The organism is Crenothrix polyspora (assembly GCF_900163755.1).
Lineage (GTDB): Bacteria > Pseudomonadota > Gammaproteobacteria > Methylococcales > Methylomonadaceae > Crenothrix > Crenothrix polyspora.
The window spans coordinates 66,840-86,174 of sequence record NZ_FUKI01000170.1; the positions used below are offsets into that span (position 1 = coordinate 66,840).

26 protein-coding genes are annotated in these 19,335 nt (G+C 42.2%); 21 read left to right on the plus strand and 5 right to left on the minus strand.

Features of this window, described 5'->3' with window-relative positions:
* Positions 1 to 5: 5 nt before the first annotated feature.
* The 12 genes from rplF (at position 6) to rplQ (ending at position 6,423) form a co-directional block, all read left to right on the plus strand.
* Positions 6 to 539, plus strand: a complete 534-nt coding sequence (gene rplF, locus CRENPOLYSF2_RS17755) for a 50S ribosomal protein L6 (RefSeq protein WP_087145286.1) — start codon at positions 6 to 8, stop codon at positions 537 to 539.
* A gap of 9 nt (positions 540 to 548) precedes the next feature.
* A complete protein-coding gene (gene rplR / locus CRENPOLYSF2_RS17760; protein ID WP_087145287.1) occupies positions 549 to 902 on the plus strand; it encodes a 50S ribosomal protein L18 in 354 nt (117 codons plus the stop codon).
* 9 nt (positions 903 to 911) lie between these two features.
* Entirely contained in the window at positions 912 to 1,418 is a 507-nt protein-coding gene (rpsE, locus tag CRENPOLYSF2_RS17765; RefSeq protein ID WP_087145288.1) for a 30S ribosomal protein S5, read from the plus strand.
* Positions 1,419 to 1,423: 5 nt separating this feature from the next.
* Entirely contained in the window at positions 1,424 to 1,609 is a 186-nt protein-coding gene (gene rpmD, locus CRENPOLYSF2_RS17770; RefSeq protein WP_087145289.1) for a 50S ribosomal protein L30, read from the plus strand.
* On the plus strand, positions 1,610 to 2,044 hold the full coding sequence (gene rplO / locus CRENPOLYSF2_RS17775; protein ID WP_087145290.1) for a 50S ribosomal protein L15: 435 nt from the start codon (positions 1,610 to 1,612) through the stop codon (positions 2,042 to 2,044).
* Between the two features lies 1 nt (position 2,045).
* Positions 2,046 to 3,368 (plus strand): preprotein translocase subunit SecY, encoded by a 1,323-nt coding sequence (gene secY, locus CRENPOLYSF2_RS17780; protein WP_087145291.1) that lies wholly within the window; start codon positions 2,046 to 2,048, stop codon positions 3,366 to 3,368.
* A gap of 40 nt (positions 3,369 to 3,408) precedes the next feature.
* On the plus strand, positions 3,409 to 3,522 hold the full coding sequence (gene rpmJ, locus CRENPOLYSF2_RS17785; RefSeq protein ID WP_087145292.1) for a 50S ribosomal protein L36: 114 nt from the start codon (positions 3,409 to 3,411) through the stop codon (positions 3,520 to 3,522).
* A 76-nt stretch (positions 3,523 to 3,598) separates the two neighbouring features.
* Positions 3,599 to 3,955 (plus strand): 30S ribosomal protein S13, encoded by a 357-nt coding sequence (gene rpsM, locus CRENPOLYSF2_RS17790; RefSeq protein WP_087145293.1) that lies wholly within the window; start codon positions 3,599 to 3,601, stop codon positions 3,953 to 3,955.
* Between the two features lie 22 nt (positions 3,956 to 3,977).
* Positions 3,978 to 4,367, plus strand: coding sequence for a 30S ribosomal protein S11 (gene rpsK, locus CRENPOLYSF2_RS17795; protein ID WP_087145294.1), 390 nt, complete (start codon positions 3,978 to 3,980; stop codon positions 4,365 to 4,367).
* Positions 4,368 to 4,385: 18 nt separating this feature from the next.
* Positions 4,386 to 5,006: a 30S ribosomal protein S4 gene (gene rpsD, locus CRENPOLYSF2_RS17800; protein ID WP_087145295.1), complete on the plus strand. Its 621-nt coding sequence runs from the start codon at positions 4,386 to 4,388 to the stop codon at positions 5,004 to 5,006.
* Positions 5,007 to 5,029: 23 nt separating this feature from the next.
* Complete coding sequence (locus CRENPOLYSF2_RS17805; RefSeq protein WP_087145296.1) at positions 5,030 to 6,043, plus strand: DNA-directed RNA polymerase subunit alpha; 1,014 nt, start codon at positions 5,030 to 5,032, stop codon at positions 6,041 to 6,043.
* 17 nt (positions 6,044 to 6,060) lie between these two features.
* Positions 6,061 to 6,423 carry a 50S ribosomal protein L17 gene (rplQ, locus tag CRENPOLYSF2_RS17810; RefSeq protein ID WP_087145297.1) on the plus strand — a complete coding sequence of 121 codons (363 nt, stop codon included), beginning with the start codon at positions 6,061 to 6,063 and terminating at the stop codon, positions 6,421 to 6,423.
* A gap of 145 nt (positions 6,424 to 6,568) precedes the next feature.
* Here the strand turns inward: rplQ and fdxA are convergent, their stop codons facing one another.
* The 4 genes from fdxA to CRENPOLYSF2_RS17830 all read right to left on the minus strand — a co-directional run bounded on the left by fdxA (position 6,569) and on the right by CRENPOLYSF2_RS17830 (position 8,609).
* Positions 6,569 to 6,892 (minus strand): ferredoxin FdxA, encoded by a 324-nt coding sequence (gene fdxA / locus CRENPOLYSF2_RS17815; protein WP_087145298.1) that lies wholly within the window; start codon positions 6,890 to 6,892, stop codon positions 6,569 to 6,571.
* A 264-nt stretch (positions 6,893 to 7,156) separates the two neighbouring features.
* Positions 7,157 to 7,843: a tetratricopeptide repeat protein gene (locus tag CRENPOLYSF2_RS17820; protein ID WP_087145299.1), complete on the minus strand. Its 687-nt coding sequence runs from the start codon at positions 7,841 to 7,843 to the stop codon at positions 7,157 to 7,159.
* Positions 7,844 to 7,891: 48 nt separating this feature from the next.
* Positions 7,892 to 8,368, minus strand: coding sequence for a CYTH domain-containing protein (locus tag CRENPOLYSF2_RS17825; RefSeq protein ID WP_087145300.1), 477 nt, complete (start codon positions 8,366 to 8,368; stop codon positions 7,892 to 7,894).
* 1 nt (position 8,369) lies between these two features.
* Complete coding sequence (locus CRENPOLYSF2_RS17830) at positions 8,370 to 8,609, minus strand: CDGSH iron-sulfur domain-containing protein (RefSeq protein ID WP_087145301.1); 240 nt, start codon at positions 8,607 to 8,609, stop codon at positions 8,370 to 8,372.
* A gap of 185 nt (positions 8,610 to 8,794) precedes the next feature.
* Between CRENPOLYSF2_RS17830 and sodB the strand changes: the two genes are divergently transcribed.
* The 3 genes from sodB to CRENPOLYSF2_RS17845 all read left to right on the plus strand — a co-directional run bounded on the left by sodB (position 8,795) and on the right by CRENPOLYSF2_RS17845 (position 10,636).
* Positions 8,795 to 9,376, plus strand: a complete 582-nt coding sequence (gene sodB / locus CRENPOLYSF2_RS17835) for a superoxide dismutase [Fe] (RefSeq protein WP_087145302.1) — start codon at positions 8,795 to 8,797, stop codon at positions 9,374 to 9,376.
* Positions 9,377 to 9,437: 61 nt separating this feature from the next.
* Positions 9,438 to 10,133, plus strand: coding sequence for an SDR family oxidoreductase (locus CRENPOLYSF2_RS17840; protein ID WP_087145303.1), 696 nt, complete (start codon positions 9,438 to 9,440; stop codon positions 10,131 to 10,133).
* Complete coding sequence (locus CRENPOLYSF2_RS17845) at positions 10,127 to 10,636, plus strand: DUF3455 domain-containing protein (RefSeq protein WP_245808054.1); 510 nt, start codon at positions 10,127 to 10,129, stop codon at positions 10,634 to 10,636. The genes CRENPOLYSF2_RS17840 and CRENPOLYSF2_RS17845 overlap by 7 nt, the downstream gene beginning before the upstream one ends.
* Positions 10,637 to 11,142: 506 nt before the next feature.
* Here the strand turns inward: CRENPOLYSF2_RS17845 and CRENPOLYSF2_RS17850 are convergent.
* A complete protein-coding gene (locus tag CRENPOLYSF2_RS17850) occupies positions 11,143 to 13,551 on the minus strand; it encodes an Rne/Rng family ribonuclease (RefSeq protein ID WP_087145304.1) in 2,409 nt (802 codons plus the stop codon).
* 485 nt (positions 13,552 to 14,036) lie between these two features.
* Here CRENPOLYSF2_RS17850 and rluC point away from each other — a divergent pair, with 485 nt between their 5' ends.
* The 6 genes from rluC to CRENPOLYSF2_RS17880 all read left to right on the plus strand — a co-directional run bounded on the left by rluC (position 14,037) and on the right by CRENPOLYSF2_RS17880 (position 19,218).
* Positions 14,037 to 14,996 (plus strand): 23S rRNA pseudouridine(955/2504/2580) synthase RluC, encoded by a 960-nt coding sequence (rluC, locus tag CRENPOLYSF2_RS17855; RefSeq protein WP_087145305.1) that lies wholly within the window; start codon positions 14,037 to 14,039, stop codon positions 14,994 to 14,996.
* A complete protein-coding gene (locus CRENPOLYSF2_RS17860; RefSeq protein WP_087145306.1) occupies positions 14,980 to 15,627 on the plus strand; it encodes an HAD family hydrolase in 648 nt (215 codons plus the stop codon). The genes rluC and CRENPOLYSF2_RS17860 overlap by 17 nt, the downstream gene beginning before the upstream one ends.
* 10 nt (positions 15,628 to 15,637) lie before the next feature.
* Positions 15,638 to 16,609, plus strand: a complete 972-nt coding sequence (gene sppA, locus CRENPOLYSF2_RS17865; protein ID WP_087145307.1) for a signal peptide peptidase SppA — start codon at positions 15,638 to 15,640, stop codon at positions 16,607 to 16,609.
* A 131-nt stretch (positions 16,610 to 16,740) separates the two neighbouring features.
* Positions 16,741 to 17,004, plus strand: a complete 264-nt coding sequence (locus tag CRENPOLYSF2_RS17870; RefSeq protein WP_140396897.1) for a PepSY domain-containing protein — start codon at positions 16,741 to 16,743, stop codon at positions 17,002 to 17,004.
* Positions 17,005 to 17,029: 25 nt separating this feature from the next.
* Complete coding sequence (locus tag CRENPOLYSF2_RS17875; protein WP_087145309.1) at positions 17,030 to 17,707, plus strand: response regulator transcription factor; 678 nt, start codon at positions 17,030 to 17,032, stop codon at positions 17,705 to 17,707.
* A 161-nt stretch (positions 17,708 to 17,868) separates the two neighbouring features.
* Entirely contained in the window at positions 17,869 to 19,218 is a 1,350-nt protein-coding gene (locus CRENPOLYSF2_RS17880) for an ATP-binding protein (RefSeq protein WP_087145310.1), read from the plus strand.
* The last annotated feature ends 117 nt before the right edge of the window (positions 19,219 to 19,335 follow it).

The window sequence follows — 19,335 nt, forward strand, 5'->3', positions numbered from 1 at the left end:
AGATTATGTCAAGAATTGCGAAAGCCCCGGTCACTATTCCTAGCGGAGTAGAGGTAAAGCTAGAGGGCAACAACATGATTGTAAAAGGTAGTAAAGGACAGTTGTCCCATACCTTGAATTCTGCCGTTAGTGTTGATATCGTTGATAACGTATTATCGGTAGTGTGGAATAAAGACGATAAAAAGGCGACAGCACAAGCGGGTACGGCCAGAGCAATTATTAACAATCTGGTGTCAGGTGTATCGGTTGGTTTTGAAAAGAAACTAGCACTGGTTGGTGTCGGTTACAGAGCACAAGCGAAAGAAAATATCCTCAGCCTGTCACTTGGCTTTTCACATCCTGTTGATTTTGAAGTGCCAGCCGGTATTACTGTTGAAACGCCTACTCAGACCGATATTATTATCAGAGGCAGTGATAAGCAACAGGTAGGCCAGGTTGCCGCAAAAATCAGAGCGTATCGTCCGCCTGAGCCTTACAAAGGCAAGGGTGTCAGATATTCTGACGAGAATGTGGTTAGAAAAGAAGCCAAGAAGAAGTAGGGTAGCATAATGGATAAGAAAAAATCTCGTATGAAACGCGCGTTGAAGCTGCGTTGTAAAATTAAAAGCTTGAATGCTGTGCGTTTGTCGGTTCATAAAACTTCGCAACATATTTATGCGCAAGTGATCAGTGGTGATGGTACAACGACGTTGGCCAGTGCTTCAACAACACAAACACAGATTAACGCTAATTTAAAAAACACCAATAACATAGAAGCTGCGACTGAAGTGGGTAAGTGGATTGCTAAGAATGCTATCTCAGCCGGTGTGAGCGAAGTGGCATTTGACCGCTCAGGATTTAAATATCACGGTCGTGTCAAAGCGTTAGCAGATGCTGCTCGTGAAGCTGGTTTGAAATTTTAGGAGATAATAATGGCGACAGCACCTGCTCAAGGTAGCACCGACGGTTTGCAAGAAAAATTGGTTAACGTACGACGCGTTGCCAAAGTAGTTAAAGGTGGTCGTGTGTTTGGTTTTACCGCACTAACCGTTGTTGGCGATGGCCAAGGGCGAGTAGGTTACGGTGTTAGCAAAGCCCGCGAAGTGCCGATAGCAATTCAAAAATCTTTGGAGCAAGCGCGCAAAAATATGCGTAAAGTGTCTCTAAAAGGCGATACGCTACAGTATTCTATTATGAACACCACCGGTGCTGCGAAGGTTTACATGCAGCCCGCTTCAGAAGGTACGGGCATTATTGCCGGTGGTGCGATGCGAGCGGTTTTTGAAGTGGTCGGTGTACATAACGTATTGGCTAAATGTATTGGTACGAGCAATCCAATTAACGTTGTGAGAGCAACGATCAATGGACTTACCGGTATGCACAATGCCAACCAAATTGCGGCTAAGCGTGGCTTAACCGTTGAACAGATCATTGGGTAGTTGAAATGGCCAGTACCACATTAAATGTTACTATGACAAAAAGCAAGTTTGGACGATTGCCTCGCCACCAAGCCTGTTTGAAAGGTTTGGGCTTGCGTAAAATTAACCAAACAGTGCAAATTATTAATACACCGGAAAATCGGGGTATGATAAATAAAATAGCATATATGCTAAAAGTCGAGGAAGTGTAAATGTATTTAAATACTATCCAAGCGGCAGAAGGATCACGTAAGAAATCCAGAAGAGTGGGTCGTGGCATAGGCTGTACAATGGGTAAGACGTGTGGTCGCGGCCACAAAGGCCAGAAAGCTCGTTCAGGTGGTTTTCATAAAGTCGGTTTTGAAGGCGGTCAGATGCCTTTACAACGCCGCTTGCCTAAAGTAGGTTTTACTTCACAATCGAGCAAATATTCTGCTGAAGTCAGATTGCATGAGTTGAATGCGCTGATCGCTGAAGTGATCGATCTTAAAGTGTTAATTGCTGCTAATATCGTGCCCGCCTTTACTAAAAAAGCTAAAATTATTCAATCGGGTTTATTAAATAAAGCGGTTGTCATTAAGGGTATCTCAGTAACAATCGGTGCTAAAGCATCTATTGAAGCTGCTGGCGGCACAATAGAGGCTTAAAGTGAGTACTCCGAGAACACAGGCGACAGGAAAAGGCGATGGACTCTCAGAGCTGAAAGCGAGGTTGCTTTTTGTTCTTGGGGGATTAATTGTATTGAGGATAGGAGGGCACATCCCTGTTCCAGGAATAGATCCTACCGCTCTTGCAGCGATGTTTAAGGAGCAGAGTGGTTCTATTTTAGACATGTTTAATATGTTCTCTGGCGGTGCTTTGCAGCGACTGAGTATTTTTGCTTTAGGCATCATGCCCTATATATCGGCATCTATCATCATGCAACTGATGACGGTAGTGATACCGGCTATGGAGCAAATGAAAAAAGAAGGTGCTTCGGGTAATCGTAAAATATCGCAATATACGCGATATGGCACAGTGTTACTAGCCACTTTTCAAGCTATTGGTATTTCTCTCGCTTTGCAGACACAGTCTGCAGGTGGGCTTTCTGTCGTCATGAATCCTGGTGTTGGATTTATTGCTATCACCACAATTACACTGGTTACAGGCACTATCTTTTTGATGTGGCTGGGCGAGCAGATGACAGAGCGAGGTATCGGTAACGGTATCTCAATGATCATTTTTGCTGGTATTGTTTCTGGATTACCTAAGGCGATAGGAAGTACTTTAGATTTAGCGCGTACCGGGGAAATGAACGGTGCACTTATTTTGCTATTGTTTTTGTTATCGCTTTCTGTGACAGCATTAGTGGTTTTTGTTGAAAGAGGTCAGCGTAGAATACTGATTAATTACCCAAAAAGACAGCAAGGTGGTAAAACTTACGGTGGTCAGAGTAGTTTTTTGCCTTTGAAGTTGAATATGGCAGGTGTTATACCACCCATTTTCGCATCCAGTATCATTTTATTTCCGGCAACGATTGCGGGTTGGTTTGGTAATACAGATGGTTTTAGATGGTTACAAGATGTTGCTACCATGCTATCACCAGGTCAGCCGGTGTATGTGATTTTTTATGCCGCTGCTATTATTTTCTTTTGTTTTTTCTATACTGCCGTGCAGTTTAATTCAAAAGAGACAGCAGAGAATTTGAAAAAATCAGGTGCTTTTTTGCCTGGTATACGGCCAGGTTTGCAAACCAGTGCTTATATAGATAAAGTCATGACACGTCTGACACTGATTGGTGCTTTTTACATCACCTTAGTGTGTTTGTTACCAGAGTTTTTAATAGTTTACTGGAATGTGCCTTTTTACTTTGGTGGCACCTCGTTACTGATTATTGTTGTCGTGGTAATGGATTTTATTTCTCAGATGCAAACGCACATGATGTCTCAGAAATATGAAGGTTTGATGAAAAAAGCAAATCTTAAAAAATAATGTTAATTAAGATAAAAATGCACAAGTGCAGGAGATAGCTGTGAAAGTACGTGCTTCCGTTAAAAAAATTTGTAGAAATTGTAAGATTGTAAAAAGACATGGCGTTGTTAGAGTCATCTGTGATGATGGCAGACATAAACAACGACAAGGTTAGGATTTGTTGCGTCATAGTTATTGCAATGCTATAATTGGACGCTTAACTTTAGAGTATTGCTCGGGGGAGTATCTAGATGGCGCGTATTGCCGGGATAAATATACCAGATCATAAACACGCCGTCATTGCTTTGACAGCTATTTATGGTATTGGTCGTCAAACTGCAAGTGAGATTTGTGTAGAGGTTGGAATTCAGCCTTCGGTAAAAATAAAAGAGCTGAGTGAAGAGCAATTAGAAACCATTCGTGCCGTCATTGGTAAAATGACAGTCGAAGGTGATTTGCGTCGTGAAGTCTCTATGAATATCAAACGGTTGATGGATCTCGGTTGCTATCGTGGCATCAGGCATCGCAGAGGCTTGCCGCTTCGAGGCCAAAGAACCAGAACCAATGCGCGTACCCGTAAAGGCCCTCGTAAACCCATCAGAAAATAAGTTTTCTTAAGAGATAAATGTAATGGCAAGTCCAAATAATCGTGCTAGAAAGCGCGTAAAAAAAGAGGTGGCTGACGGTATCGTTCACGTTCATGCGTCTTTTAATAACACCATCATTACTATCACCGACAGAAAAGGCAATGCTCTATCTTGGGCAACGTCAGGTGGTTCGGGTTTTAGGGGTTCGCGTAAAAGTACTCCTTTTGCAGCGCAGGTTGCCGCAGAGAAAGCGGGGACGGTTGCTTTGGAATTTGGTATGAAAAATCTAGATGTTATGATCAAAGGTCCAGGCCCTGGTCGTGAGTCAGCAGTGCGTTCTTTGAACAATCTGGGATTCAAAATTAATAACATTGTAGATGTGACACCTATTCCACACAATGGATGTCGCCCACCTAAAAAGCGCCGCGTATAGAAATTTTGGAGTAGTCACATGGCAAGATATCTTGGACCCACCTGTAAGCTGAGTCGTAGAGAAGGGACTGATCTGTTTTTAAAAAGCAGAGGCAAATCCCTAGAAAACAAATGTAAGTTAGAACAAAGACCAGGTCAGCACGGTGCGAAACGTACCCGTAGTTCTGATTATGCTATGCAGTTAAGAGCAAAACAAAGACTGCGTAGAATTTACGGTATTTTGGAAAAACAATTTAGAAACTATTACAAAACGGCTGATATGAAGAAAGGCGCAACAGGTGAAAATCTGTTGAATCTTCTTGAGTCCAGATTAGATAACGTAGTTTATCGTATGGGTTTTGCGTGTACACGCGCTGAAGCACGTCAGTTAGTTAGTCATAAATCAATTCAGGTAAATGGTTCATTAATCAATGTACCGTCTTATCAAGTTGCTCCTGGCGATGCTATTGCCATTAGAGAAAAAGCCAAAAAACAACAAAGAATTGTTGATGCTTTGACAGTTGCTGATCAGTATGGCTTCCCTGCTTGGGTTGAAGTCGATGCAAAAGCAATGTCGGGTAAGTTCAGTTCTTTGCCTGATCGTGTTGATCTGGGCAGCGATATTAATGAGCAGTTGGTTGTGGAACTATACTCCAAGTAATCTTGTAGTTTTGAGGAATATAAATGCAGAGTTCTATTTCTGGCTTATTAAAGCCTCGATTAGTTGAAGTTGTCAGTAAAACGCCTAATCATTCCAGAATTGTGATAGAACCTCTTGAGCGCGGTTTCGGGCATTCCTTAGGAAATGCTTTGAGACGCGTGTTATTGTCGACCATTCCAGGTTGTGCAGTAACCGATGTTGAAATTGAAGGCGTTCTCCACGAATACACCACGATAGAAGGTGTACAGGAAGATGTTGTTGATATTTTGTTAAATCTCAAAAAATTGGCAGTTATTCTTCACAGCCGAGACGAAGTTGAGCTGACATTATCTAAAAATGGTGCAGGCAGTGTTACTGCGGGCGACATCAGTTTACCGCATGACGTTGACATTATTAATCCCGATTTGGTGATTGCTAATTTAACGCAAGCTGGTGTATTGAATATGAAAATACGCGTTCGTCGTGGCAGAGGCTATGAGCCAGTTAGTACGCGTAAAGCAAGTTCAGAGCAAAGTAGCGTTGTAGGTGCGTTGCAGTTAGATGCGGCTTATAGCCCTATCGTTAAAGTCGCTTATCAAGTTGAAAGTACACGCGTTGAGCAACGTACTAATTTAGATAAATTGATTATTGAGCTTGAAACTAACGGTACAGTTGATCCAGAGCAGACCATTAAACTGGCGGCAACGATTTTACACGAGCAGCTATCTGTTTTCGTTGATTTCGAAAAAGTTGATATGCAGCCTGCGCCAGAAGTCGGTGTAGAAGCGGAGCCGTTTGAACCGGTCTTGTTAAGGCCTGTTGATGATCTTGAATTGACTGTGAGATCGGCCAACTGTTTGAAAGCGGAAAATATTTTCTATATCGGAGATTTAATTCAACGTACCGAAGTTGAATTATTGAAAACACCGAATCTGGGCAAGAAATCGTTGACAGAGATTAAAGATATTCTCGCTTTAAAAGGATTGTCATTGGGTATGCGTTTGGAAAACTGGCCGCCTGATAATCTTGCAGATCAAAATCACACAATTACACACTGACATTAGGCTGTTCCATAATGAGACATCGTAAATCTGGTAGAAAATTTAACATGAACAGCAGCCACCGTAAGGCGCTGTTCAGTAATATGGTTACTTCGTTATTTAAGCATGAGTTGATCAGAACAACTTTGCCGAAAGCGAAAGAATTAAGAAGCTATGCTGAACCTTTGATTACCATGTCAAAAATTGACAGTGTTGCTAAAAGACGTATGGCGTTTGCCAAGCTGCATGATCGTGACGCAGTGACTAAGTTGTTTAATGAATTAGGTCCACGTTATAAAGACAGAGCGGGCGGTTATTTACGTATCATGAAATGCGGTTTTAGAACCGGTGATGATGCACCTATGGCTTATGTTGAATTGGTTGATAGACCAGAGTAATACAGTCATAAGAAGATAATAAAAAAAGCCGGTTTATACCGGCTTTTTTTATGGGTGTCAGTTTGTGTTTTTCAATTCATTTTAACCGATAAGCAGTGTTACACGTTGGCGTGTTGATACATTAACAAAAATAAGAGGCAGACTTTTATTTTTGTAAAAATTCTATTTTCCCTGGTTTACCATTCCAATCATCGGCATCATCAACCGGTGCTTTAACTTCAGTAATAATAGGCCACAACTTGGCTAATTCGGCGTTTAATGCGATAAATTGCGTTTGATCGTCAGGCACTTCGTCCTCGGAAAAAATAGCATTTGCTGGGCATTCGGGTTCGCATAAGGTGCAATCAATGCACTCATCTGGATTAATAACCAAAAAATTAGGCCCTTCATGAAAACAATCTACTGGGCAGACATCTACGCAATCAGTAAATTTACATTTGATACAGTTTTCTGTGACTACAAAAGTCATAATTTTTACCAGGAAAAGTTGTAGGGAAAATTATTTTTATACTTGGAGGCGCATTTTAGCAGAAAGCTCGCCATGATAAAACCTTGGCTTAACGTATTGATAGTCAGCTAAGTTAGGCTGTGATAAAAGCTTGGTTTTGAAGTGTCGGGATTACAGCGTTATGCTGTGTTTGTTGATGTTTATAGTTAACGACGGGTGTGTTAGACATTTTACAAGGTATTTTATACTGTGTTCTGGGTGAAAAATATAAAATTATTCAGCAAGCTATTTGGTTTTATCTGGATTTAGCAGCGATAAAAATATCTTTTTAATGTGGCTTATTTTACGATTATTAATGTTTTTTAATGCCAAAGCGGCTTCTTGTTTTAATTGATTGTCTGCGAAGCCTTGTTCGCTGCGTGTGGGTGCTTTGCTGGCTATTTCGAAGTGTTTTTGCGCGTCTTTTAAATTATTGACTGATGCTAAAAACTCGCCGTAAAAATAGTTAACGTCTATACCATCAGGATTGATTTTTAATGCCGCTTGAAACATTTTTCGTGCCTCCTTGCTATCACCAAAAGCTATAGGCCAACCAGGAACCATATAATACAAAGTTCCTAAGGTGACGTAAGCTGAGCCATCCATTGTTTTTGGATCAATAGCGATGGCTTTGGTTAATAAGTCACGCGCTTCATTAACTGCTTGCAGCGCTGATAAGCCATCTTGTTGATCTGCATAAGTGGCTTTAATCACCGCTTGCCAGAACAGTGGTTCGGCAGCTTTAGGGAATTTTTCTGCTAAGTTATCGGCTTGCGTTAATAGCTGTTGATAGGCTGAGCCTTGTTGTGGCTTTGGGGTTTGGTAATAAATCGTTGCCCACTGGGATTCTATACTAGTTAGCGCTGTTTTTAAGTCGCTAGCAAAGCATGAAGTGGAAAGTATCAATAATGCAACAAACGTTGTTTTTTTCATACAAAGACTATAAATTAAAATCTATGGCTTTGCAATAACTTTAAAAAATTAGTTTGCAGGCCATTGCGAGTAAGGGTGAGTGGCTAAATTGTTATTATAATAGCGCTTATCGTGGGTGACTTCTTCGCCTATCCAGTGTGGTTTTTGAAATACAGTATCAACACAGGGTAACTCTATTTCTGCCACAATCAGTCCCTGATTATCACCATAAAATTCATCAATCTCCCAGATATTGCCATTGTTGTTAACGAAATAGCGGGTTTTTTCGATGATTGGCTTTGCGCATAAGCTAAGGAGTATCTCATTAGCATCCGCTAAGGGGATTTCGTATTCGTATTCCTGGCGTTGCGTACCGATGGTGGCACTTTTGATATTTAGCCAGGCTTTTTCAGCACTGATTCTAACGCGGATAGAACTGGTAGCTTGCGAGCTTAAATAGCCTTGTTTATAAATAACGCTGCTGCTGGCCAGTACACGCCAAGCGTCATTGGTTAGTAAAAATTTGTGCTCGATTTCGATAGCCATATTACGCGTTTTTACATTGGTTATGATTATCACAATACGGCGGCGTGGCGGTTTCTGAACAGCCGCATAAGTGTAAGGTTTCGGTGTTTTCGGCAATAAATTTTACCGATTTTTTTTCAGAAAATTGTCGGTGTGCGTGATCGCATAATGGCATGGTTTGGCTAAAGCCGCAGCTGCACCAGGAGTAACGTACACCGGCTTCTACGTCTACTGGCAGTGTTGAATTTGTTTTACAGGTCATGAGTATGATTAATCAAGGTGAAATAAACACCAATTATACTGCAACTGGCACACGTAATTGGTAGCGTACGCGTGCTTTATCTAGTGGCTGCTAAATGATACAGTAGTCGGTTACTAAGTGTTACAGGGTTTTTTATACTGTGCTTAGTGATATTTTTTAACTTTTTTTATTTAGGATAATCATCAATGGCTTTCGAATTACCTGCTTTGCCTTATGCTAAAAACAGTTTAGCGCCTCATATTTCAGAAGAAACCTTGGATTTTCACCACGGTAAGCATCACCAAACCTATGTGACTAACCTGAATAACTTGGTGCCAGGTACTGAATTTGAAGGCTTGTCATTAGAAGAAATTATCGCTAAATCTTCAGGCGGTATCTTTAATAATGCGGCGCAAATTTGGAACCATACGTTTTACTGGAACTGCTTGTCACCTAACGGTGGCGGCGAACCTACAGGCGCATTGGCCGATGCTATTAATGCAGCTTTCGGTTCGTTTGCAAAATTTAAAGAAGAATTTACCAAGTGTTCAGTAACGACGTTTGGTGCAGGCTGGGGTTGGTTGGTGAAAAATGCGGATGGTAGCTTGGCATTGGTCAGCACCAGTAATGCCGGTTGTCCATTAACCACAGGTCAAACACCGTTGTTGACTTGTGATGTCTGGGAACACGCGTATTACATTGATTTCCGTAATGCACGTCCTGCGTACTTAGAAGCATTTTGGGCACTAGTAAACTGGGATTTTGCTGCTAAGAATTTTGCTGCTTAATTTGTCATGATGAATACCTTCAGTGCCGTCAGGTACTGGGGGTTATTATAGGAGATGGGCTATGTCTACTGTATTGATTACCGGTGCAAATCGGGGTTTGGGTTTGGAGTTTTGTCAGCAGTATGCGGAGGACGGCTGGCAGGTGGTGGCGTGTTGCCGTGATGTATCCACCGCGACCGCGTTACAGCAATTAGCCGACCAATACCCCGATATTCAGTTGGAGACACTGGATGTTACCGATTTTTCTCAAATTGATGCACTGTCTCGCAAGTTGTCATCACTCACTATTGATGTGTTGATTAATAACGCCGGTGTTTTTGGTGATGATAGCGAACATCGTTTTGGTCATTTGGATTATCAAATATGGCGGGATACCTTGGTGATTAATGCCCAAGCGCCGGTTAAAATGGCTGAAGCATTTTTAGCGCAGGTGCAGCGCAGCGAGCAAAAGCTAATTGCGACGATCAGTAGTTTAATGGGCAGTATTGCAGATAATGGCAGTGGCGGTAGTATTTTGTACCGTTCCAGTAAAGCAGCCGTTAACGCTGCTATGAAGAGTCTGGCGATTGATTTGAAAAAAGACGGTATAGGTGTACTTATTTTCCATCCTGGCTGGGTGAAGACCGATATGGGTGGCAGTAATGCGCCGTTGCGTCCGGTTGATAGTATTGCTGGTATGCGGCAGGTGATGGCGAATTTCTCATTAGAGAAGTCCGGTGATTTTTTGCGTTATGATGGCGAGGTGATGCCGTGGTAAATAATAAGCTGTACTGTGTTTTATTAATGGAGTTGGTGTGTCACGGTGCTATGGCCGTTGAAACGACGATTCCTAGTATTATTCAAGTGCCAGCGGGAAATGTTAAATTAGTCACGCTACATGCTACAGGTGAGCAAATCTATCAATGTGTATTGAAAGAGACGGCGTATAAATGGATTGTTTCTCCTAAAGCGGTATTGATGGATGAGCAGGGACAGCAAGTAGGTACGCACAGCAAAGGCCCTACTTGGCAGTACAAGGATGGCAGTCGTGTTACCGGTAAAATCAGCCAAAAAACCGATGAGCCACGCCATAAAGCCATGCCGTGGCTATTGATAGAAGTGGTTGATCATAAAGGCGAGGGGGTATTTTCTGCCGTATCTTATATTAATCGGATTAATACGCAAGGTGGTTTAGAGCCAACGTCACCGTGTGATAATAATCATTTAGGCAGTGAGAAAGCGGCAGCTTATACGGCGGATTATATTTTTTACGCGAAATAATTTTAAGCTTTCATTATCAACATAGGCGTTTTTCACTATGTGCTTTTTAGATGTAAAAACGGATTTCGCTTTTTAAAAGGGCTATCCACTTAAGACGGGACAATAAATTACAACTACCGTTCGGCCTGAGCTTGTCGAAGGCTGTTATTCATGGTTCGACAAGCTCACCACGAACGGCTTAAGCTAAAACTGTCCCGCCTTAAGTGGGTAGCCTTTAAAAGATGCTTGGTAGCGAACGCAGTAAACCGATATTGATTGATTTTTTAAACACGCTGCTAAAATATGAGAGTGAACACAGATCGATTTAACGATTATTGATCTGTACTAAACGCACGGCGTTTAAAGATACTTATGCTGTGCAAAGCGTGGTCATTGAAATGCAGCTGTTAAAATGTAACGTTGCCTGCTGTTAGGCAACCCAGCATGACCAACGCGTTGGTCATGCTGGGTTTAAAAAAGCGTTCAACCCAAGCTGCATTTTGTTCAAGCTTAAGTTAGTCGCTGTTTTATGATTCTGTTTCGGAATTATGCGGCGTATTTTGATGTATTACAGGCGAAGAATCCGCTATTGCTGCAACAGGCGGCGGTGTGTATATTTTTGGTGCTTCCATAGCTTCGGTTTTAGCGATTCTTTCAGCAAAATTAGCCGCATAAGCATTAGACGATGCTGGTTGACTTACCGTCACCACATCCGCCGTGTTCTCAGAAGTAGTGCCATCAGTTACCGTATTGCTGGTCTCGCTTTTTCTGTAATTTGGATTGCGTGGCCGTCTGCGATTAGGCCCCCTTCTCGCGTTATTTTTATTATTCGCGTGTTTTGTGGTTGGCTGATCGGTTACTGTATCCTCTGAAGTAAGGTTTATAACGGGTTCAACGTCGTCATGGGTTATGGGTAGCGTACTGATAAACTCTACTGGCATTGTTACTGAGGTATTTTCCGTGCTTTCGGGCGACACAGACGGCAAGTTACGGCGCACGTTCCTACCCAGTTCACGCGGCTGTTTAGGTGGGCGATTTTCCATGATCTTGTCAGGCTCGGTTTGTGTTGTTGCAGCGCCATTAACAGGACGATCTTTACGCTCATTATTTTGCCGCTTATTTTTTTGATTGCGGCGATTATTACGGTTTCTGTCAGATTGTCCGACTGTATTCGGGTTAGGGTTATTAGCGCCAGTATTGTCGCTAATAACATCGGTAGATGCTTCGTCAATTGTTGGTTCTTTACTGGTAGGCTCGCCGATTAATTTATTCCAAAAGCGTTTAATCAAACTGGCGGATTCATTTTTATGCTGCACAGGTGCAGGTGCAGGCGAATCATGTAAAAATTCTTTGATTACGGCTTTTTCAATACGCGGTTTTATCTGCTGGGCAAAATCAGGAATAGTGATTTCTTCGGCTTTTAATTGCAGGTAGCTAGCTCTGTCTGTGCCACCTTCTTTTTCTTTAATACGCTCAATGTCATAAGCCGGTGTTTCCAGATGCTTACTCGGTAAGATGACGATACCTACTTTTAGGCGCGTTTCAATTTGATCAATAACACTGCGTTTTTCGTTAAGTAAAAAGGTGGCGCATTCAATCGGCAAATGCACGATGACTTTTTCCGTGCCTTTTTTCATTGCTTCTTCTTCAATAATACGCAACACAGAAAGTCCAACTGACTCCACGTTACGGATAGTGCCCTGACCTTTACAGCGTGGGCATGGTAGTTGTGTGGCATCTCCTAACGATGGCCGCATGCGTTGTCTGGACATTTCCAGCAAACCAAAACGTGAAATACGGCTGGTTTGTACACGCGCACGGTCAATTTTGAGCGCATCGCGTAGATGGTTTTCAACGCTGCGTTGATTTTTGTTAGACATCATGTCAATAAAATCGATAACAAACAGACCACCTAAATCGCGCAGCCGCAGTTGTCTGGCGATTTCTTCGGCGGCTTCAAGATTGGTATTGAGTGCGGTTTCTTCAATGTCGTTGCCTTTGGTGGCACGCGCTGAGTTAATATCAATAGAGGTTAAGGCTTCGGTGTGGTCAATAACGATAGAGCCACCGGAGGGCAGCGATACCTCGCGGCCATAAGCGATTTCAATCTGTGATTCAATCTGATAACGATTAAATAACGGCACAACGTCTTGATAGAGCTTGGCCTTGGGCAAAAAATGCGGCATCACTTGTTTTAAGAAGTTTTGCACCAAACCAAAGGCATCTTCGTTATCAATGAGGATTTCGTCGATATTGCCACGCAAATGATCGCGCAAGGCACGGATGATGACGTTACTTTCTTGAAACACCAGGAATGGTGCGACTTGATCATTGCAGGAGCGTTCTATAGCTTCCCACAGTTGTACTAAGTAATTTAAATCCCATTGCAATTCTTCAGCGCTTTTGCCGCAACCTGCGGTTCTGACGATTAACCCCATGTTTTCAGGGATATCCAGATTGGTCATGACTTCGCGCAAGTCGTCGCGGGTTTCGCCTTCTATGCGTCTGGAAATGCCACCGGCTTTGGGATTATTAGGCATTAGTACCAAATACGTACCGGCCAAACTAATATAAGTCGTTAGCGCCGCGCCTTTGTTGCCACGTTCTTCTTTTTCAATCTGAACAACAATTTCCTGGCCTTCTTTGATAAGATCTTTAATACCGAGGCGGCGACCATCGTTTTCAGCATTGTCTTGCGGGTGTCTAAACGCGGGTGATATTTCTTTGAAGGGCAAAAAACCGTGTTTATCAGCGCCGTAATTAATAAATGCTGCTTCTAGGCTGGGTTCTACGCGGGTGATAATGCCTTTATAAATATTGGATTTTTTTTGTTCTTTTGATGGTATTTCAATGTCAAAATCATATAATTTTTGACCATCGACCAAAGCAACCCGCAGTTCTTCTGCCTGCGTAGCATTGATGAGCATTCTTTTCATATTTTATCCTTATGTTTTCCTGCTCCTTGATCAGATTTACTGATGCGGACTGGTTTTGGCACATTATCATTTTTATAATGCAACACAGTAAAGCCGTGTATGGCCAATAACACAATCAACTTAGGTTTTTACGGTACTAATGACCGCCATTTGGGCACTAACACTGTGCGTTGACACAGATTAAGTTTAGCCAAAGCTGCGCTAAGCAAATAAATATTCTTTTTGTCAGTCTTGCTGGTAAATACTGTCTTGAACAGGATTTGTATCTCGTTCGTCATGGGTCGAACGCTAACCCGAAAATCGTACACCTGTCCTAATGTGCTAACCAGCATATCGGGGCTTTAGTGTGTGGCTCAATACGCAGACCATATAAGTCAAAGCGTAGAGCCTAATGTGTTTTTGTAGGCGTTGCTAATATAACAACCTTATCGTCTAACATCAATTTAAACAATCAATTCTCAGCAGATGCTGATATTATTTGCACTATGAATGAAGATAACCAAACTACTAAATCACAGGTTAAACTGGTAGAAGTCACTGATAATAATAGTGATCAACGCTTAGATAACTTTTTAATCTCCCAATTGAAAGGCGTACCTAAAAGCCATATTTACCGCATTGTCCGTAAAGGTGAAGTGCGGGTTAATAAAGGTCGTGTCGATGTTAAATACAGGCTTGTTGTGGGTGATATTGTGCGTATTCCGCCGATACGCCTGGCGGAAAGCACGGATATTGTTTTTGTAAAGCAAAGTTTACGTGATGCCTTGCAACAAGGTATTTTGTATGAAGATGACGGGCTGATTGTATTAAATAAACCGGCAGGCTATGCAGTACACGGTGGTACGGGCATTGACTCAGGTATTATAGAAGGTATTCGCGTCATGCGTCCGGAAGCGCACTTTTTAGAACTGGTGCATCGCCTCGATCGGGACACGTCAGGCTGCTTATTAATTGCCAAAAAACGCAGTGCATTACGTAGCTTGCATGAGCTGTTTCGCACCGATCAAGTGCAAAAAACCTATCTGGCACTGCTGTCTGGACAATGGGCACGTAAAAAACTGGTGGTTACTGCGCCGTTGCTTAAAAACATCAATAAGGGCGGCGAGCGTATTGTGGTAATCAGCCAAGCCGGTAAAGAAGCCGAAACATCGTTTAAACGCTTACAGTTATTTAACGATGCCACCTTAGTAGAAGCCTCACCGAAAACCGGACGTACGCATCAAATACGGGTACATGCTGCCTCTTTAGGGCATCCTATTGTTGGTGATGACCGTTATGGACTGGACGACACCAATAAAAACTTTAAAAAAAGAGGCTATAATCGTATGTTCTTGCATGCTGAAACCTTAAAATTTCAGCACCCTACGACCGGCGTAATGATGACTATTTCTGCGCCTTTGCCGCAACAATTACAAAACTTGCTACAGCATGAACAAACGCTTTGATCTGATCATTTTTGATTGGGACGGTACGCTGATTAATTCCATCGACTGGATTGCCCATTGTTTACAAAAAGCAGGTCGCGTGCATGGTTTTGCTGTGCCTGAGCTACAAGATGCTAAAAATGTCATTGGTTTGAGTATACATAATGCGTTGTTAACGTTGTTTCCTGACGCTGATGGTGCCACCTTGGATAAACTGGTGGCATGCTACAATCAGGAATATTTTTCTAAACAGCTCAGTCGTGTTGATTTTTTTACCGGTGTGTATGACATGTTGCTAGCGCTTAAGCAATCTGGATATCAACTGGCGGTGGCGACCGGTAAAACCAGAGCGGGATTAGACAAAGTATTAACTGCAACGGATACCGGTGATTTATTTTGCATAACGCGCTGTGCAGATGAAACCGCCTCTAAGCCTGATCCTAAAATGCTCCATGAGATTATGCAGCATACTAAGGTAGCTCAGCAACGTACGTTAATGGTCGGAGACTCTGTACACGATTTACACATGGCACAAAATGCCCAGATTGCTTCTATCGCGGTATTGTGCGGCTCACATACCGAAGATTTTTTACAACAATATCATCCGTTGGCCTGTTTAATGCGGCCTACGGAATTACTGAATTTTATTTAGGTTTGAGCGCATGGATAATCCACAAGAAAATCAAATTAACGCGGGCAATACCGCAAAGCCAGGTTGGGAACGTGATATTGTTGAAAAGTTGGCTTTTGCTGCAATTAATGAACAACGACGTTCACGGCGTTGGGGGATTTTTTTTAAATCACTGACATTTTTATACTTGTTAGGGGTATTTACGGTGGTGATGTACCCTAAAATTAAAGGTGATGTCAGTGGCGATGGTAATCATACCGCTGTAGTTGATGTGGTTGGGGTGATTGCCGAAGATCAAGCCGCCAATGCTGACAGTATTATTCACAGTCTGCGTGATGCTGTTAAAGATAAACACACCAAAGGCATTATCTTGCATGCTAACTCACCTGGAGGCAGTCCGGTGCAGTCGTCTTATGTGCATGACGAAATTAAAGCTATTAAAAAACAACACCCTGATTTACCTATTGTGGCTGTGGTCAGTGATATTTGTGCCTCTGGCTGTTATTTTATTGCCTCGGCAGCCGATAAAATTTATGTCAATCCATCCAGTTTGGTAGGCTCTATCGGTGTCATTATGGACGGCTTTGGTTTTGTAGATATTATGCAAAAAGTAGGCGTTGAGCGGCGTTTGATTACTGCGGGGGCGCATAAAGCTATGCTCGATCCGTTTTCCGCATCTAAACCCGATGAAAAACAGTTTATGCAAGGCTTAATTGACCAAGTACATCAACAGTTTATTGCGGCTGTTAAAAGTGGCCGTGGTGATCGCATTAAAATAACCCCAGATACTTTTTCTGGCTTGGTTTGGACTGGCGAAGAAAGTATTAAATCGGGTATTGCCGACGCGGTGGGTACGCAAGATTCTGTTGCCAAGAATATGGGTGCTGAAAAGTTGGTTGATTTTACCGAGCACAGTCGCTTAATTGATCGCTTGGCGGGTAAGTTGGGCGCGTCTTTTGGGCAGGCGCTGGGTAGTTTTACAAAGGGTGTTAGCTTGCGCTAAGGATTCAGCCTGGATTCAGACTGTTTGTTTTATGCTATGTTGTACCTGTTTATTTTGATGATACAGCTAAAGCCGGGTTTGGTTTAATGGCGTGCCGTTGACAAGCAGGACATTACATTTAACGGGGCAGGATGATGAAAAGCGCGATTAAAATCGTTGGGTTATTTTTTTTGACAGCAGCACTGTGTTTGGCTGAGCAAAATACTGCTATATCAACACGGGTGAGTTTAGACCAAGCCACCCGACAGGTTTTTAGTCTCACTAAAAATACCGTATTAGGTGCTGCAACGGAAACCATTGACAGTAAAGAAGTGCATATTATCAAAGTATTAGACACTAATGGCTGGATTACGTTTTATAAAATTGATGCGGCAACCGGCGTAATAATCAGTTAATTGTCGGTATAACTTCGGAGTTCTTATGCGTATTCTTATCGTTGAAGATGAGGTTATCCTTGCTAAGCAACTGGATAAATATTTAAATGATAAAGGCTTTGCTGTTGATGTGGCTCACAATGGTAAAGACGGTTATTTTATGGGCACCGAATACCCCATTGATGCGGCGGTGATTGATATTGGCCTGCCGGACTTTTCGGGTATTGAATTGATTAAGCGCTTACGCAAGGCCAAAATAACAGCACCTATTCTTATTTTAACCGCCAGAAGCCGCTGGCAAGAAAAAGTTGAGGGTCTTGAGGCGGGCGCTGATGATTATTTGGTTAAGCCTTTTCACTACGAAGAATTATTAGCGCGTCTCAATGCGTTATTGCGGCGCTCGGTAGGGCTTTCGCATCCTGTGTTAAGCCATGATAATTTTACCTTAGACACCATGACGCAAGAGGTTTTAGTGTCGGGTATTAAATTAGAGCTCACCGCCTTTGAGTATAAAGTGCTGGAGTATCTTATGTTTCATAAAGGTGAACTGATTTCCAAGGCTGTGCTAACGGCGCACATTTACGATGAAGAATTTGATCGCGACAGCAATGTTATTGAGGTTTTTATTGGTCGCTTAAGAAAAAAACTTGACCCTGATGGCACTCGAAAACCGATTGAAACCTTACGTGGTCGTGGTTATAAAATTCCCAGTGACGGGGGGTGAGCGTAATATCAGTCAACTTTATTTTGTTGGGTGTTGTGTAAAAACCTACGAGGCTTTTAAAACGTAGATAGTTATTGCCAGCAGGTGAGAGCTATTTTTTAACTGAATGTCAGTGTATGTAATGGCAATGAATTTTTCTTATGTAAAACAGGTGATTTGTCATGGCCGCTAGATCATTAAGTTTTCGGCTTATCGTATCGGAAGCATTGGTGTTGATTGTGTTTTACACTTTAGTGACATTGATTTTAGAACAGAGTTTTCGAGAAAATGCAGAACAAGCCTTACAAGAGCGACTGCAAACCCATATTTATGCTTTATTATCGTCGGTTGATTTTGATAATTCTGGCCATGTCAAAAAATCGCCTAACCTGCAAGATCCACGCTTTATTAATCCAGGATCTGGACTTTACGCATTTATTTATCAACAAAAACCCGAAAAAAAACAGTTGTGGAGTTCACCTTCGGTGGCTAATGGGGTGGAAATCAACACGCCCAATCTAAAAGTTAATCAATGGGCGTTTTTGCTGGAAAATAAAAAACGCTATGCGTTGCATTATGATGTGATCTGGAAAAATATTGCCGGTATTAAACGAGAATATGTGTTTACTGTGGCGGAAGATACCCAATTTGTAAACGACCAGGTGCAACATTACGGCGAAACGCTGAGATTTTGGTTATTAGCCAGATTGTTGGTATTGGTGTTTATACAGTTTGCGCTGTTACGCTGGAGTTTAAAACCGTTGCGAACGATTGCTAAAGATCTTGATGCGGTTGAGCAGGGGGAAAAAACACATCTTGATGGTCAGTACCCGACAGAATTGCAAGGTTTGGTCGGTAATCTGAATGTGTTTATTAACCATGAACGTGCGCATTTGGAGCGTTATCGCAATACGTTGGCTGATTTAGCGCACAGTTTAAAAACGCCGCTCGCCATTTTACAAGGCTGTACCGAATCGTTCAGCGATAATAAAGACACGGTGCAAGAGCAAATTTTGCGCATGAATAAAATTATTGAATACCAATTGCAACGTGCGGCGGCCAAAGGTGAGCAAAATGCAATTAAATCGGTGGATTTGTCAGAGATTATTAGAAAAATACACCAGTCGTTAACCAAGGTGTATATTGACAGAGGTATTGTTTTTGATTTAGTTATTCCAGAGCAATGTCAAATTTATTGCGAAGAAGGTGATGTTTACGAAATTGTCGGCAATCTTATGGACAATGCCTGCAAATGGTGCGACAGCGCTGTTAAGGTAAGTATTTTGTTGGATCAACGTAAGGCCAGGCGTAATTTTTCTGTTATGTTACAGATTGAAGATGATGGGCCTGGTATTCCGGTCGGTAAGTTTAATGATATTTTAAAACGCGGTGTTCGCGCCGATGAGAATATTCACGGTCATGGTATTGGTGTATCGGTGGTTGCTGAGTTGATTGGTTTGTTAGGCGGCAAGTTAGAAGGCGGTGAAAGCGAAACTTTAAAAGGTATGCGCTGGGGTGTTTATTTGCCTTGATACCGTGTTTTCAATCTGTATTGATTACCTGTAAATAGATGCGCTTTATATTTAGAGCCGACATTCCGCACCCCCCTACCCAGAATTTGCATATAATTTAACATACCGATTTCCAAG

What these genes read in the sequence shown, in the direction of transcription:
- rpsM (WP_087145293.1), top strand. Translation starts at nt 3,599, where the DNA reads ATGGCGCGTATTGCCGGGATAAATATACCAGATCATAAACACGCCGTC.
- rpsK (WP_087145294.1), top strand. Translation starts at nt 3,978, where the DNA reads ATGGCAAGTCCAAATAATCGTGCTAGAAAGCGCGTAAAAAAAGAGGTG.
- rpmD (WP_087145289.1), top strand. Translation starts at nt 1,424, where the DNA reads ATGGCCAGTACCACATTAAATGTTACTATGACAAAAAGCAAGTTTGGA.
- CRENPOLYSF2_RS17880 (WP_087145310.1), top strand. Translation starts at nt 17,869, where the DNA reads ATGGCCGCTAGATCATTAAGTTTTCGGCTTATCGTATCGGAAGCATTG.
- rplF (WP_087145286.1), top strand. Translation starts at nt 6, where the DNA reads ATGTCAAGAATTGCGAAAGCCCCGGTCACTATTCCTAGCGGAGTAGAG.
- rplQ (WP_087145297.1), top strand. Translation starts at nt 6,061, where the DNA reads ATGAGACATCGTAAATCTGGTAGAAAATTTAACATGAACAGCAGCCAC.
- CRENPOLYSF2_RS17875 (WP_087145309.1), top strand. Translation starts at nt 17,030, where the DNA reads ATGCGTATTCTTATCGTTGAAGATGAGGTTATCCTTGCTAAGCAACTG.
- CRENPOLYSF2_RS17860 (WP_087145306.1), top strand. Translation starts at nt 14,980, where the DNA reads ATGAACAAACGCTTTGATCTGATCATTTTTGATTGGGACGGTACGCTG.
- CRENPOLYSF2_RS17830 (WP_087145301.1), bottom strand. Translation starts at nt 8,609, where the DNA reads ATGACCTGTAAAACAAATTCAACACTGCCAGTAGACGTAGAAGCCGGT.
- CRENPOLYSF2_RS17840 (WP_087145303.1), top strand. Translation starts at nt 9,438, where the DNA reads ATGTCTACTGTATTGATTACCGGTGCAAATCGGGGTTTGGGTTTGGAG.
- rluC (WP_087145305.1), top strand. Translation starts at nt 14,037, where the DNA reads ATGAATGAAGATAACCAAACTACTAAATCACAGGTTAAACTGGTAGAA.
- CRENPOLYSF2_RS17825 (WP_087145300.1), bottom strand. Translation starts at nt 8,368, where the DNA reads ATGGCTATCGAAATCGAGCACAAATTTTTACTAACCAATGACGCTTGG.
- CRENPOLYSF2_RS17820 (WP_087145299.1), bottom strand. Translation starts at nt 7,843, where the DNA reads ATGAAAAAAACAACGTTTGTTGCATTATTGATACTTTCCACTTCATGC.
- sodB (WP_087145302.1), top strand. Translation starts at nt 8,795, where the DNA reads ATGGCTTTCGAATTACCTGCTTTGCCTTATGCTAAAAACAGTTTAGCG.
- CRENPOLYSF2_RS17850 (WP_087145304.1), bottom strand. Translation starts at nt 13,551, where the DNA reads ATGAAAAGAATGCTCATCAATGCTACGCAGGCAGAAGAACTGCGGGTT.
- rplR (WP_087145287.1), top strand. Translation starts at nt 549, where the DNA reads ATGGATAAGAAAAAATCTCGTATGAAACGCGCGTTGAAGCTGCGTTGT.
- fdxA (WP_087145298.1), bottom strand. Translation starts at nt 6,892, where the DNA reads ATGACTTTTGTAGTCACAGAAAACTGTATCAAATGTAAATTTACTGAT.
- rpsE (WP_087145288.1), top strand. Translation starts at nt 912, where the DNA reads ATGGCGACAGCACCTGCTCAAGGTAGCACCGACGGTTTGCAAGAAAAA.
- CRENPOLYSF2_RS17805 (WP_087145296.1), top strand. Translation starts at nt 5,030, where the DNA reads ATGCAGAGTTCTATTTCTGGCTTATTAAAGCCTCGATTAGTTGAAGTT.
- CRENPOLYSF2_RS17870 (WP_140396897.1), top strand. Translation starts at nt 16,741, where the DNA reads ATGATGAAAAGCGCGATTAAAATCGTTGGGTTATTTTTTTTGACAGCA.
- rpsD (WP_087145295.1), top strand. Translation starts at nt 4,386, where the DNA reads ATGGCAAGATATCTTGGACCCACCTGTAAGCTGAGTCGTAGAGAAGGG.
- sppA (WP_087145307.1), top strand. Translation starts at nt 15,638, where the DNA reads ATGGATAATCCACAAGAAAATCAAATTAACGCGGGCAATACCGCAAAG.
- rplO (WP_087145290.1), top strand. Translation starts at nt 1,610, where the DNA reads ATGTATTTAAATACTATCCAAGCGGCAGAAGGATCACGTAAGAAATCC.